The 13,295-nt window shown below is 42.8% G+C and carries 14 protein-coding genes; 3 read left to right on the top strand and 11 right to left on the bottom strand.

Features of this window, described 5'->3' with window-relative positions; translation table 11 throughout:
- Positions 1-84 precede the first annotated feature (84 nt).
- Together NST74_RS16310 and pdhA are read right to left on the bottom strand one after the other, a co-directional pair.
- Positions 85-1,062: an alpha-ketoacid dehydrogenase subunit beta gene (locus tag NST74_RS16310; RefSeq protein ID WP_042128290.1), complete on the bottom strand. Its 978-nt coding sequence runs from the start codon at positions 1,060-1,062 to the stop codon at positions 85-87.
- Between the two features lie 15 nt (positions 1,063-1,077).
- On the bottom strand, positions 1,078-2,145 hold the full coding sequence (pdhA, locus tag NST74_RS16315; RefSeq protein WP_042128292.1) for a pyruvate dehydrogenase (acetyl-transferring) E1 component subunit alpha: 1,068 nt from the start codon (positions 2,143-2,145) through the stop codon (positions 1,078-1,080).
- Positions 2,146-2,410: 265 nt separating this feature from the next.
- On the opposite strand from pdhA, the gene NST74_RS16320 reads away from it, so the two are divergent.
- Positions 2,411-3,142 (top strand): alpha/beta hydrolase, encoded by a 732-nt coding sequence (locus NST74_RS16320; protein ID WP_283907620.1) that lies wholly within the window; start codon positions 2,411-2,413, stop codon positions 3,140-3,142.
- A gap of 136 nt (positions 3,143-3,278) precedes the next feature.
- Here the strand turns inward: NST74_RS16320 and NST74_RS16325 are convergent, their stop codons facing one another.
- Complete coding sequence (locus NST74_RS16325) at positions 3,279-3,743, bottom strand: low molecular weight protein-tyrosine-phosphatase (protein ID WP_042128296.1); 465 nt, start codon at positions 3,741-3,743, stop codon at positions 3,279-3,281.
- Positions 3,744-3,907: 164 nt separating this feature from the next.
- Here NST74_RS16325 and NST74_RS16330 point away from each other — a divergent pair, with 164 nt between their 5' ends.
- Positions 3,908-4,549 carry a thiamine diphosphokinase gene (locus tag NST74_RS16330; RefSeq protein WP_341113246.1) on the top strand — a complete coding sequence of 214 codons (642 nt, stop codon included), beginning with the start codon at positions 3,908-3,910 and terminating at the stop codon, positions 4,547-4,549.
- A gap of 325 nt (positions 4,550-4,874) precedes the next feature.
- Positions 4,875-5,375, top strand: a complete 501-nt coding sequence (locus tag NST74_RS16335) for a C40 family peptidase (protein WP_076118705.1) — start codon at positions 4,875-4,877, stop codon at positions 5,373-5,375.
- Between the two features lie 45 nt (positions 5,376-5,420).
- On the opposite strand, the gene NST74_RS16340 is transcribed toward NST74_RS16335, so the two are convergent.
- From NST74_RS16340 to NST74_RS16375, 8 genes are all read right to left on the bottom strand, one after another.
- Positions 5,421-6,143, bottom strand: a complete 723-nt coding sequence (locus NST74_RS16340) for a response regulator (protein ID WP_341113247.1) — start codon at positions 6,141-6,143, stop codon at positions 5,421-5,423.
- A 115-nt stretch (positions 6,144-6,258) separates the two neighbouring features.
- A complete protein-coding gene (locus NST74_RS16345) occupies positions 6,259-7,299 on the bottom strand; it encodes a ThiF family adenylyltransferase (RefSeq protein WP_341113248.1) in 1,041 nt (346 codons plus the stop codon).
- Between the two features lie 72 nt (positions 7,300-7,371).
- The gene (locus NST74_RS16350; RefSeq protein WP_341113250.1) at positions 7,372-8,925 is read right to left on the bottom strand and encodes an ABC-F family ATP-binding cassette domain-containing protein; all 1,554 of its coding nucleotides are present in this window, start codon (positions 8,923-8,925) and stop codon (positions 7,372-7,374) included.
- A 237-nt stretch (positions 8,926-9,162) separates the two neighbouring features.
- On the bottom strand, positions 9,163-10,665 hold the full coding sequence (locus tag NST74_RS16355; protein WP_341113253.1) for a serine/threonine protein kinase: 1,503 nt from the start codon (positions 10,663-10,665) through the stop codon (positions 9,163-9,165).
- Between the two features lie 118 nt (positions 10,666-10,783).
- Positions 10,784-11,851 (bottom strand): SAM-dependent methyltransferase, encoded by a 1,068-nt coding sequence (locus NST74_RS16360; protein ID WP_341113255.1) that lies wholly within the window; start codon positions 11,849-11,851, stop codon positions 10,784-10,786.
- Positions 11,848-12,630 (bottom strand): ABC transporter ATP-binding protein, encoded by a 783-nt coding sequence (locus NST74_RS16365; RefSeq protein WP_341115908.1) that lies wholly within the window; start codon positions 12,628-12,630, stop codon positions 11,848-11,850. The genes NST74_RS16360 and NST74_RS16365 overlap by 4 nt, the downstream gene beginning before the upstream one ends.
- Positions 12,630-12,953 carry a thioredoxin family protein gene (locus tag NST74_RS16370; RefSeq protein WP_042128312.1) on the bottom strand — a complete coding sequence of 108 codons (324 nt, stop codon included), beginning with the start codon at positions 12,951-12,953 and terminating at the stop codon, positions 12,630-12,632. Before NST74_RS16370 ends, NST74_RS16365 begins: the two co-directional genes overlap by 1 nt.
- Positions 12,950-13,294 carry a cyclic-phosphate processing receiver domain-containing protein gene (locus tag NST74_RS16375; protein WP_042128314.1) on the bottom strand — a complete coding sequence of 115 codons (345 nt, stop codon included), beginning with the start codon at positions 13,292-13,294 and terminating at the stop codon, positions 12,950-12,952. Before NST74_RS16375 ends, NST74_RS16370 begins: the two co-directional genes overlap by 4 nt.
- Between the last annotated feature and the right edge of the window lies 1 nt (position 13,295).

A 13,295-nucleotide genomic window follows, 5' to 3' on the forward strand; every position in this document is an offset into this window, starting at 1 on the left:
GGACTGACCTTATGATTAGAATTTAGAAGAAGAAACGACGTTGTCATCCATATAGGATGACAACCGTTTCTCATAGAATTTTTTTTAGAAATCCAAAACTTTCTTCACGCCTGCAATGATACGTGCAGGGTTTGGAAGCCATGTATCTTCAATTTGTGCGAATGGATACACTGTGTCAGGTCCTGCGATACGAAGCACAGGCGCTTCCAAGTGCAGCAATGCTTTTTCATTAATTTGTGCAATAACCTCAGCAGCAACACCGGAGCTCTTTTGAGCTTCTTGTACTACGATAGCACGATTAGTCTTCTTCACAGACGCTACAATAGTGTCGATGTCGATTGGACTTACAGTACGAAGGTCAATAATTTCAACGTTAATGCCTTCTTTTTCAAGTTGCTCGGCTGCTTTGGTAGCTGTATGTACCATCAGCCCGTAAGTAATGATCGAAACGTCAGTACCTTCACGAACTACATTAGCTTTGCCAAGTTCAACAGTGTATTCACCTTCTGGTACTTCAGCACGGAACGCATGGTAAAGGTTCAAATGCTCCATGAAGAATACAGGGTCATTGTCGCGGATAGACGCGATAAGAAGTCCCTTAGCATCATATGGGTTTGAAGGAATTACTACTTTAATACCCGGGCTTTGTGCAATCAAACCTTCAAGTGAGTCTGTGTGAAGCTCAGCAGCCTTAACTCCGCCACCAAAAGGAGTACGGAATACGATTGGAGCATTATATTTACCGCCAGAACGCCAGCGCAAACGTGCCGCTTGAACAACGATCTGATCAAGTGCTTCAAAGATAAAACCTACGAATTGAATTTCTGCAATTGGGCGGAAGCCTTGTACACCAAGACCAAATGCCAGACCACCGATAGCGGACTCAGCTAGTGGAGTATCAAAAATACGATCTTCGCCAAATTCCTTTTGCAGTCCTTCCGTTACACGGAAAACGCCACCTACATTACCAACATCCTCTCCGAAGATAAGAACGTTAGGGTCACGATTCAGTTCAACGCGCATCGCGTCGCGGATCGCTTCTTTCATATTCATTTGTGCCATTGCCTGATATCCCCCTTATTCAAAATCGGCTTTTTGCTCTTCCAGATGTTTAGGTGTTACTTCGAACATGCTGTCGATCAAGCCAGGTATTGTCATTTTTTCGGTTTGTTCAGCTTTTTTAATCTGCTCGTTAACAGTAGCTTTCGCTTCGTCTTTCACGCGCAGCGTATCTTCTTCAGTCCAAAGACCTTTCTTCTCCAAATACTTGGCAAGACGGTTGATTGGATCCTTTTCACTCCATTGTCCTTCTTCTTCTTTCGAACGGTATTTACTTGCATCGTCAGAAAGGGAGTGTGGACGGAAACGGTAAGTTACAGCTTCGATCAATGTAGCACCTTCACCATTACGTGCACGCTCAGCAGCGTCACGAACAGCACTGATTACCGCAAAGATGTCCATGCCGTCAACTTTGATTCCCGGAATACCAGCTGCAACCGCTTTGTGAGCGATCGATTTGGAAGCTGTTTGTTTTGCGAACGGAGTTGTAATCGCGTAACCGTTGTTTTGAACAAAGAAGATAACAGGCAGTTTAAAGCGACCAGCAAAGTTCAAGCCTTCATAGAAGTCGCCTTCAGAAGAACCGCCATCACCAGTGTAAGTAATTGCAACACTCTTTTGTTTCTTCAATTTAAAGCCCATTGCAATTCCTGTAGCGTGCAGGATTTGCGCGCCGATGATAATTTGTGGCATCAATACATTAACGCCATCAGGAATAGCTCCACCATGTTGGTGTCCACGGGAATATAGGAATGCTTGGTACAATGGAAGTCCGTGCCATACTAGCTGCGGAATATCACGGTAGCCTGGGCATAAGAAGTCTTCTTTTTCCAAAGCGAATTCGCTACCAATCATAGTAGCTTCTTGACCGGATACCGGTGCGTAGAAACCAAGACGGCCTTGACGGCCAAGATTTACTGCACGATCATCCCAAGTACGGGTAAATACCATACGATACATAATTTCTTTCAGTTGATCGTCGGTTAAATCAGGCATTTTATCCTTGTTGATAATTTCTCCATCCGGGGAAAGTACCGTTAGAGCCTCGACGTCCTCTGTATACACTTCATAAGGAACTTTACTCATTATCTTCACCTCAATAAAAAAATTTGAATATCAGCTGCCTCTGTTATAATATTATTATACACCTGTTTGGTTACTTTCGTCAAAGAAATACTTATAAAATTTATATTTCTTTAAATTTTGTATGTATAACAGGTGATATATTTTTATATAACAGTTTAAAGCTTTTGGATCAAGTAAATGATTAATCACACAGTTACTCAGCTATTTATTTTAGAGCAAACCGTTGTGTATTGCAAAATTCGACAAGAAAGGTGACGTGGCAACTATGAGCGATTCTGTTTTTCTGAAACGCACAATTGTAAAAGAAACGCTTTGGAGTGAACATCTGCAGGAGGAACGCAAATTACGTATCTATCTCCCTCCCGGCTACAACGAAGTCTTGAGCTATCCCGTTGTGTATTGCCAAGACGGAGAAGAATTCTTTAACTTTGGCCGCATCGCTACACTTGCTGGACGTCTTATTATAGAAGAAGACGTGGAGCCCTTCATCATTGTTGGTGTCGAAGTAGACGTCGCTGTTCGGACTCAAGAATATGCGCCGTTTGGCAGCAGATTCAAGCAGTACTTATCTTGCTTTTCCGAAGAGATTATTCCCTTCATTGAACAAAAATATCCTGTACGCCGTACTCCGGACGAACGAATCCTAGCAGGTGACTCTCTTGGGGGCAGTGTATCGCTCCATCTTGCACTTGCTTATCCTGCGATCTTTACACGTATCATCAGCCTTTCCGGGGCTTTCTATCCTGAGTCCCGAGATATGCTGGCCAAAGAAGAGGATCTTTCCTGGCTCAACATTAATATGGTCGTTGGTCTTCAGGAAACTGACTACAAAACGGATACCGGCATTTATGATTTTGTTCAGATGAATCGAGAAACCAAAACATTGCTTGAATCACGCGGAGCAACCGTATCCTACCGAGAGAAGGACGGACGTCATCTCTGGGGATTCTGGCAGAAAGAGCTACCAGAGTCTCTACTCTATTTCTTAAACGCCTAATGACCAGTTGATAGTAGTAAATAGTGAACATCTAAAGAACAGTATGTAGATTACTTGTTGCGCTTACAGTTTAATCCAGCAACTTTCCTCAATTTACCATATGAATCATAACGAGAAAGCTGTAATCCAAATTGGGTTACAGCTTTTCTCTTATCATTCTTTCCAGCAATATGTCACAGCCCGCGTTGATCAAGTCATATACCTGTTCAAAATTACCTGTAAAATACGGATCTGGTACTTCACGCAGTTCCTCCTCAGGCAATAAATCCATGAAGAACATTAGATCAGCGTCATTTCCTCCTGGAACCTTTCGAACATTCTCTCCATTAGACTTGTCCATACAGACGATATAATCAAATTTTTGAAAATCTTCACTGCTAACTAGACGCGCCATCATATTCTCATAGCTAATACCATTATGATCAAGGATACGTCTCGTTCCTTCATGCGGTTCTTTCCCAATATGCCAGTCACCAGTTCCTGCAGAGTCTACAAGAATCTTGTCTGATAATTCTCGTTCATGAATCTTGTGCCTTAGAACAGCCTCCGCCATCGGTGATCGACAAATATTACCTAGACATACAAACAGTACTCTTACGATTTTCGTTCACCTCCTGGTTGTTAAACCTAAAATATATGTGAAATTATACTCAAAAGATCACACACTCTCATTTTAGCGTTGTCGAGGTCAATTGTGCAACCTTTCGATCTGCATTATACTGGACAGGATACTCAACTAGAGGTTTAAGAGGAGGAATGGATGTTATGTCATCCAAACGCGTCGTTATTTTTGCCGGTGGTGAATTATCTCCGGATTATTTCGATCTATTAGATGAAGATGATTTTATTATCGGTGCGGATCAAGGGGCATTGTTTCTCATTTCACACGGATATACACCAGATGTAGCAGTAGGTGATTTTGATTCCGTTTCACCTGAGGCACTTCAAGATATTGAGAACATAAGTAAAAAGACCATCACCTGTGATGCCGTGAACAAGGATTTAACAGATAGCGAGATGGCGCTCGATATTGCAATAGATCAGCAACCTGATTCTATTCTACTATTAGGTGTTACAGGGACTAGAATTGATCACTCTCTGGCTAGCATTCAAATGATGACAAGAGCCCTTCAACGTCAAATCAATTGCTACGTCATGGACACTCATAACTATATAACCCTTACAGGATCCCAGGCTGTTATCAACGATTTAGGCTACACCTACGTTTCTTTGCTACCCTTAACCCCAGAAGTATCGGGGATTACCCTTGAAGGTTTTCAATATCTATTGACTGACGCTACGCTGAAGCTTGGACAATCTCTTGGCGTAAGTAATAAACTGATTTCATCCTCAGGAACGGTTTCCATCCGAAGTGGATTGTTGCTGATTATTCAGAGTAAAGATTAATTACATATGGCACATGTTAACGTAAAAATGCTCCCTTTTTGCATTTTAGAAACATCATTGTAACTTTTATAGCAAATTGAAAGAAGCCGCGAAAATCCTTATATACCATGGGTTTTTCGGCTTTTTTTATATCCTGACAGATTAAATTATTAATTTTTTGTAACTTTTAATGAATTTTTAATATAACGCTTCCAACCCATACCCAGCCTCACTTTATTGCACCTCTACCATTTTTTATGTCATAGATAACCTGCTATACTACGAATCAGGCAAGCAAGACAGACAAACACAACAACAAAGACTAACACCTTGGAGGTAATACAACATGAATAAACAACAATGGATTAAAAAAGCGATTGTTATAGGAATGGTTACTACAATGGGCTTAGGTACAGTGATGGCAACAGGCATAGGCGCTACGAAAGTTGAAGCAGCTTCCGTGTCTAAAGGTCAAAGCGTAGTGAATTTAGGAAAGAAATATATGGGCGTGCCGTACAAGTTCGGTGCATCTACTTCTACTACTAAAGTTTTTGATTGCTCTTCTTTTACAAAGTACATCTTTAAACAATATAACGTAACATTACCACGTACGTCCGTAGCTCAATCAAAAGTAGGGAAAGCAGTATCTAAAGCTGATCTTCGTGTAGGTGATCTTGTATTTTTCTCCAGTGGTAGCAGAGCAAACGGTAAAAATGTAACTCACGTTGCTGTATACGCAGGCAATGGCAAAATTCTGCACACTTACGGTAAACCAGGTGTTACGATTTCCGATCTTAACTCCGGTAACTGGAAAAAAACATATTTAAAGGCTCGCCGCGTACTGTAAACCATCACTCTTTGGTAGAGTTTTAACTATAATAGAGAACTAGTCTCAGGATGTGGCGCCGCCTTCGGGCGCCCTCATTACATATCCTGTTCCGCGAACAGTATGAATTAACTTGTTCCGGTGACCCTTATCAACTTTCAAACGGATATGTCTAATGTAAACATCAACAACATTCGTATCTGCGTGAAACTGGTATCCCCATACTTCCTTAAGTATCTCGACACGGGAACATATCATTCCTTGGTTTGCAGCGAGATAATATAATAGATCAAATTCCTTGGGCGTCATCTTTAACTCGATCCCTTCGCGACTTACAAATCTGCGACTGGGATCGAGCATTAAACCATCGACTCTCAGCAGTTGATTTAAATTTCGACGCCGTCCAGTAAGGGTTAATAAATTTAGAATTCTGTACTTGAATTCACCGGTATGTAAAGGCTTGGTCATATATTCATTACCCCCGGCTGAGAATGCCGAAACCGCCCCAGTTCCAGATTCAGATTGTTCACCGGAAATCACCATTACCGGGAGTATCATCCCCTCTGCTCTTACAGCGGAAATAATATCCCAGCCTTCCCAAGTCCCCACCTCGTATAACTCAGCAAGCAGCAGTACCGGTTCTACTTTTGATATGGTTAAGCGGAGATCCTCGGGATCTTCGCTTTTTGTTGCTTCAAGTCCAATATCTTGTAGCACACTTTGAATAACGACTCGATCTTCTTCGCTACTAGTGCTATCAGCCATATACCATATTATTTGCTCAATCACAAAGCACCCCCATATCTATATGACTTGCACTAGCATCACTGCGGTACTTATAGAATTCCCGGAAAACAAAAAGACCATTCCTTAGAAATGGTCTGAACACCTATTTAGCGCTTCTTTATCCAAAATATCGATGATAAAAGCTTCTAGCAGCAGCAATATCTTTAGTCCCATGAATTAAGGCTCTGCCATCCGCAAAAATAACCATTCGATAAGGCCCTTCTATAAAAGAAACCAGATAAGCATTGCTGTCCACGCTTCCGCTTCCTAAACGAGACAAACGATTCGCAGTTTCCTGCAAGTTAAGCTTCTGTGGTCTCGAAGGACGGATTTGTACGGTATCTCTCCCGCAAAGGACATCGCTTCGCTCGGTATTTGCTGCCGTAAGATAGGGATAAATCGGATGACTCCCACAAGAAGGGCAGTTTTCCTTTTTGGCAGCCTTCACTCCAATCTCATGATGTTCATTCCGCCACACATCGAACGTTAATAATTTGTTTCTTAATTGTGTTTTACGCTTTCCCAGTAGCTTTAGCGCCTCTGTAGTAGCATTTGCCGTAACTAATTGTACAGCTTGCGGAAGGATTCCTACAGTATCACAGGTGTCCCCCCCTATAGGTACTGTCCCTAAGAGACAATGGAGACATGGGGTTTCTCCTGGCAAAATCGTATATGTTATTCCATAACTGCCTACACATGCACTATAGATCCATGGAATACCGTGTTTTTGCGCCATATCATTAATAATGAGCCGAGTATCAAAATTATCCGTACCGTCCATGATTAGATCAACCCCGGAAATGAGCCCTTCCAGCTCCTCTGCACGGACATCAATAACGTGGGATTCAATAACAACCTCAGAATTAATCTGTTGAAGTTTTCTCAGCGCAGCGGCAGCCTTAGGCATCCGTTCTAGTGCATCTGCCTCGGTATAGAGCTGTTGCCTTTGAAGGTTACTCCACTCTACATAATCACGGTCAGCTAAAATAATCCTCCCGACCCCGCAGCGTACCAGCGTCTCTGCAATTCCGGTACCAAGCGCACCCGCTCCTACTACTAATACACTAGACTGCGCGAGCCCTTGTTGTCCTTCTTCACCAAATGGCGCAAACCGCACCTGACGAGAATAACGGTCTTCACGCCCCTCTGTATGGATCAATCGATTCCCCTCCCCGTATCCAAAAACCGGAGAACAGCAGATAGTCTGCTATTCTCCGGAAAGATGATGATTCTATACTTGTACAGCTGACCACTGCTCTACATCCCAAATTTTCGTAACCCAATCTTCATAAAACTCAGGTTCATGGGAAACCAGCAGGACTGTACCCTTATATTCTTGCAGTGCCCGCTTCAGCTCAGCTTTGGCAATCACATCAAGGTGATTCGTAGGTTCATCGAACAGTACCCAGTTGCTCTCACGCATCAGCAGCTTACAAAGACGTACCTTAGCTTGTTCGCCACCACTCAGCATACTAAGCGGTCGTGTAATATGCTCATTTTTTAGACCGCAACGAGCTAGATGTCCACGCACTTCATTCTGAGTTAGACTAGAAAATTCATTCCAGACATCCTCAATAGGTGTAAGATTAGCTGCTTTCACTTCTTGTTGGAAGTACGCTGAATTCAGATAATCTCCAAGATAAGTTTTACCGCTGTATGTTGGAATTACTCCGAGAATGGTCTTCAATAACGTCGATTTACCCACACCATTGCAACCAACGATAGCGATTTTCTCTCCACGTTCAATGGTCATGTTCAGCATAGGTAGCAACGGACGGTCGTAGCCAATCTCGAAATCAATGCCTTCAAAGACTGTTTTGCCGCTGGCACGACTCTCTTTAAACTTAAACGTCGGCTTTGCAGCTTCTTCTGGGCGATCAATTCGATCCATACGATCTAATTGCTTCTCACGGCTCTTCGCCCGACCGGATGTGGAGGCGCGAGCTTTGTTACGCTGAATGAAATCTTCTTGCTTCTTAATGAAATCCTGTTGTTTTTCATAAGCATCTATATGTTGAATCTTGTTCATCTCAGCCATATCCAGGAATTTCTCATAATTTGCAGTATAACGAGTAAGTTTGCCGAACTCCAAATGATAGACCACATTTACGACTTTATTCATGAATTCCGTATCATGGGAGATCAATATAAATGCATATGGATATTGCTTCAAATAGTTAGTTAACCAGTCGATGTGCTCAACATCCAAATAGTTGGTAGGCTCATCCAGCAATAGTACGTTAGGTTTCTCAAGCAGTAGCTTCGCCAACAGGACTTTTGTGCGCTGGCCCCCACTTAATGAAGCGACATCACGGTCAAGTCCAATGACGGATAAGCCTAGACCATTCGCCATTTCTTCCACTTTCACATCAATTAAATAAAAATCCCCGATGTCCAGCTGTTCCTGGATGTCCCCCATTCGCTCGAGTAATACCTCTAACTCTTCAGGAGAAGCGTCCCCCATCTGCTCAGTGATCTTCAGCATTTCCTGTTCCAGCTCTAAAAGCGGCAAGAAAGCGTCCTTCAATACATCACGGATGGTTTTACCTGGTGTTAAGATGGTATGCTGATCCAAATAGCCGTAACGGACACGAGGTGTCCACTCTACTCTTCCGCTATCTTTCAACAGTTTCCCTGTCAAAATATTCATAAGCGTCGATTTCCCTACGCCATTTGCTCCTACAATTCCTACATGCTCTCCAGGTAACAACCGGAAAGAAACATTCTTAAACAACGTCCGATCCCCAAAATTGTGGGAAACGTCTTCTACACTAAGTAAACTCATAAATTCTCAGCAAGCTCCTATCTATACTTAAATAATGCGTAAACAAGCAAAAAATGCCTTCGGCGTCCTCATTGGACGATAAGCGTTTATACGAGAAATCTAAGAATAAAGTATAGTGTAAAACTTATACTTTCTTATTTTTTATTAAAACACGTATAAATATATATTTTAACACACTTTAGCGCAACACTGAATTAAAAGTTCGTTGAGTGAGCCGTTAAAACATACAGAACCTCTTTATTTAGCATTTTTTTTGAAAAAAACACGACTTTTCGCCTTATTAGGTGCATCCAATAATTCCTCAATCATTTCATTAATGACTTCCGATAACTTTCCCTTGGGCTTGAATGGATCTTGTTGAAAAGGAAGTCCATAAACTTTAGCTGTCCCAATAGCGGTTTGTAGCAGCTGTGCAGAGGAGTGTTCAGCGAGCGGTAATCCCACTCTCCAGTTCGATTCTGCTTGTATTCCCTTTCGCCTAATCCACAGAAGTAACTCTTCGATTCTCCAATCTGCACCTGAGGCAATTAGAAGCGGCAGATCGCTATGTTTAAACTCTTCAAGAGCCCCTCCATATTCGCCAGTGCCCAGGTCCAACACCACAAATTCATAGTTCCCTCTCAGTAGATCAGCCATTTCCCCGTCAATAGAACGATTCCAATAATGTACTCCTTTCCATGAAAAAACAGATTGTTCGTCCGTATATGGGACAGTTGCAATCTGTGCATATAACAAACTACGAATGCGATCAAAAATCGATGAATTCGGAGAAAAATCAACCCATGCAGTAGACCCCTTCTGTGCAAGTAAGCTACTCACAGCAAATGAAGTATGTGTTGTCCCAAGACCTGAAGCTACTCCGAGTAAAGCGATAACGATCGATTTCCCCTTTTCTAGCGGAAATGGGACTGCTGCTGTTAGATCATTTTCACGGTTCATTTCGGATTCCACACGATCTAACGCCTTAAGAACTGCTACTGCATTCTGATATCGCTCCTCTGGGCGATGTCTTAATAAGCGTCTTATGATTGGAATAATGCCTGCTGGCATGTAATTATATAGCCGATCCTCCATCCCGTACTCCCAATGGCTACATTGCCCTCCAGTTGCCATATAGAGAATTAATGCTCCGAGCCCGTATAAATCGGATACCGGCTGACTTTGCCCGCTTCCATATTGCTCAGGTGCCGCGAAGCCAACTGTACCAAGCTTAACCGTATCTTCGGAGATACCGTGCTTGTAGCTTCGAGCGACCCCAAAGTCAATTAACATCAATTCTTTATGCAGCGTCAACATGATATTAGAAGGCTTGAGATCACGATAAATAATCGGTGGATGATGATCATGTAGGTACTGAAGAACCTCTAATAGCTGTCTAGCCACTTTAACGATGAAGTTACTTGGCAAAGGTCCGGGATTGTCCTTCATTAACTGATTTAAGCTCACGCCTTCAATATAGTCCATGATTAAATAGGAATACCCTTCTCGATCTGGAAGATAGAAATCGACAATCCGAGGCAGACGTGGGTGGTCTAGAGTAATTAACATATCAGCTTCTGCTTGGATATCAGAATAAAGCTCATCTAAGCACAAGCTTTCTTTTACAGCCCATCGTTTACCCTTTAGGCGCAAATCATCCGCAAGATAAACAATACTCATCCCACCTGATCCAATCAGGCCCGTAATTCTGTACCTGTCATTAATAACCTGTCCAATCTTAAGCTTTGTCTCAAAATACAATTTAACTCCCCCTTTTCGTAAAAAAAAGAGAAAGCTTCCGCCATTAACGTCTTACCGCAAAATACGGTCACGTTAATAACGGGATGCTTTCCCTTAGAAATTTAGAATTTTGTTTGATTTAGTACTTAATCATATAAAGCGTAATTTCATCACGATTATGGAATAGCTGCTTGGCACGCTGAATCTGCATGCGCTCTCCTTCAAACATCGCAATAATTTCCTTGATCATCGCTAGCGGCTTCTTATGCATCAGTTTTACGGTCACAATAGCTGTCCCACCCGGCGACAGGCTGTGTAGCAACCCGGTTACAAGCTTCGCCATCAGCTTAGGACTCCAGCTCATATCGCAAACGAGCAGATCAAATTCATTATCGCGGAATTTCACTTCTCCAGCGTTTTTACGAAGAATCTTCAAACCCGGATAATTACGTAGGGATTCATGCATTAATGCAGGGTCAACCGCCGTAACCTTCATTCCACGTTCCAGCAAGAAAGAAGTCCACCCTCCTGGTGAAGCGCCAATATCTAACGCATTACGGAAGCTGTAAAAAGGGATATCAAACTCCTTCTCAGCTTCCATAAGCTTGAACTTAGCGCGTGAGATTTGTCCATCTTCCTTACGAAAGCGGATGGCGCCGCCATTCCAGCTAGATAAATTCGCTTCTGGTCTGGATACACCTGCATATAAGGCATTCCCGTCAGCGTAGACAGAAATGACCCAGGCTGGATCCTGCACTGTAAATTCTGCGCCTAAGCTCTGCAACTGCTCTTGCAGCCATTCACGAAGTTCTCCCGGACTGTCCTGCCAGAAGGAAGGATCCCCTTTACGAACGTTCAGGGATACTTTCTCCCCTTCCAACTCGCTGCGTCGACTTAAATAGACTGCCAAACGCTGTAGTGCCTCCATGGTTCCTTCATCCTGAAACTCAACAGGCTGTATATGACGCAGGAAAATAGGCAGGTTCTGTGTGAGTAGGTGCGTTACTTCCTCTGGTTCACATTGCAATGTAGCCAAAAAGATTTCTCCCGGCAACAGCAAAGTACTCTTCACAGCACCGAATAAACGGCGAAGCTCTTCTTGCGCATAAGGCGCAAAGCCGTGATTAGCTGTACAAATATATCGGGAATACACTACTTCTTCCGGAGCGATGTTCTGCTCTTCGGTATCTTGTCTAAAATCGTTCAAATCGTTTTGCCTCCAGGTCTAATTTTAATCCAGGGACGACCGCTATCCCATTCAACATCAACAGGAATATCATAAGTGGCCAAGATCATTTCTTTCGTTAATACTTCTTCTTTCAGTCCAGATCCAGCTAGCTTACCCTCACGAATTAATGCAACATGCGTGAAAAGCGGGACAATTTCTTCCACATGATGAGTTACGTACACTACAGAAACATTACGCTGTCTCAGTTTATCTATTTCAGCCAGCATTTTTTCCCTTTCATATAGATCAAGGCCGGCACAAGGCTCGTCCATAATTAATAGCTTAGGGTCAGCCATAAGACATCTTGCCAGCATGGCTTTTTTACGTTCTCCCTGTGACAAGGTCCCAAAGGGATGAAATGCCATATTGCCTAGATTCATATCTTCAAGCATGCTGATTGCTTTCTCTTTTATTTCGGTAGGGATCGTCTCGTAAAAACGTAAATAAGCGTAAGCCCCTGTAGCTACGACCTCCCACACCGGATCATTTAAAGACATCTTTTCCATCAAGGAAGGACCGATATAACCAATTTCTTTACGAACATCACGAACATCACATTGCCCATATTTATAACCCAGCACTTCTACAGTCCCTTTGCTAGGAAACAGGTAACCTGTCATAATCTCTAGAATTGTTGTTTTACCAGAACCGTTCCGGCCCAAAATGACCCAGTTCTCACCTTCCTTAACTTCTAGCGACACATCATCCAAGATTAAGCTTTCTTCCCTACGAAGAGATAAATGTTGTAATGAAATGATTATGATATAACACCCCTTATGTATTCCAGCACCCGCTCAACTGAAACCATTGAATAATAAATATTCGGATCATCTGTCCGGTCTGCAGAAACCACTAGTAGCGCAGGTACGCTGGTTATACGATAATGTCTTACAAGATTGGGGAGCATATTCACATTGCCTGCAACCATCTGGAGTTCAGGGGGTAAAAGATGGGCCGCCACTTCTAACATTCGTTCAGCTGCCTTACAAGTACCGCACAATGGAGTGTGTAAAAATACTACAAGCGGTTCTCCTGCGCTCTTGAGCGCGTCCAGTAATTCTACTTCCTGCATTTCCTTCATTTCAAGTCCGTCTCCTTGGAGATATCACGAAGCTTATCAGAACTTAGGGGGCCATTTACCAAAAGCATCCCCTCAGGTTTAGCCGTGTATAAGATCTCAAACATTTCTCTTCGCCCCCATAGACTGGAAGTATGCAAATAAATTTCTCGGGGATATAGTCCTTCCAGTACGATCCGTCTAGCAACTTCTCCACCCGAATAATCATCCGGCCCCATATCGTAATCCAGTGATAAAATATCCACCTCACACTCACGCAGCATCAGAAGACATTCTTCCGTCGTACGAGCCAGAGCGAACCCTTTCGGTACCTTTCGAAGATCATCCATATAGATATGAATCACA

This window comes from Paenibacillus sp. FSL F4-0125, from assembly GCF_038008565.1.
Classification (GTDB): domain Bacteria; phylum Bacillota; class Bacilli; order Paenibacillales; family Paenibacillaceae; genus Paenibacillus_AQ.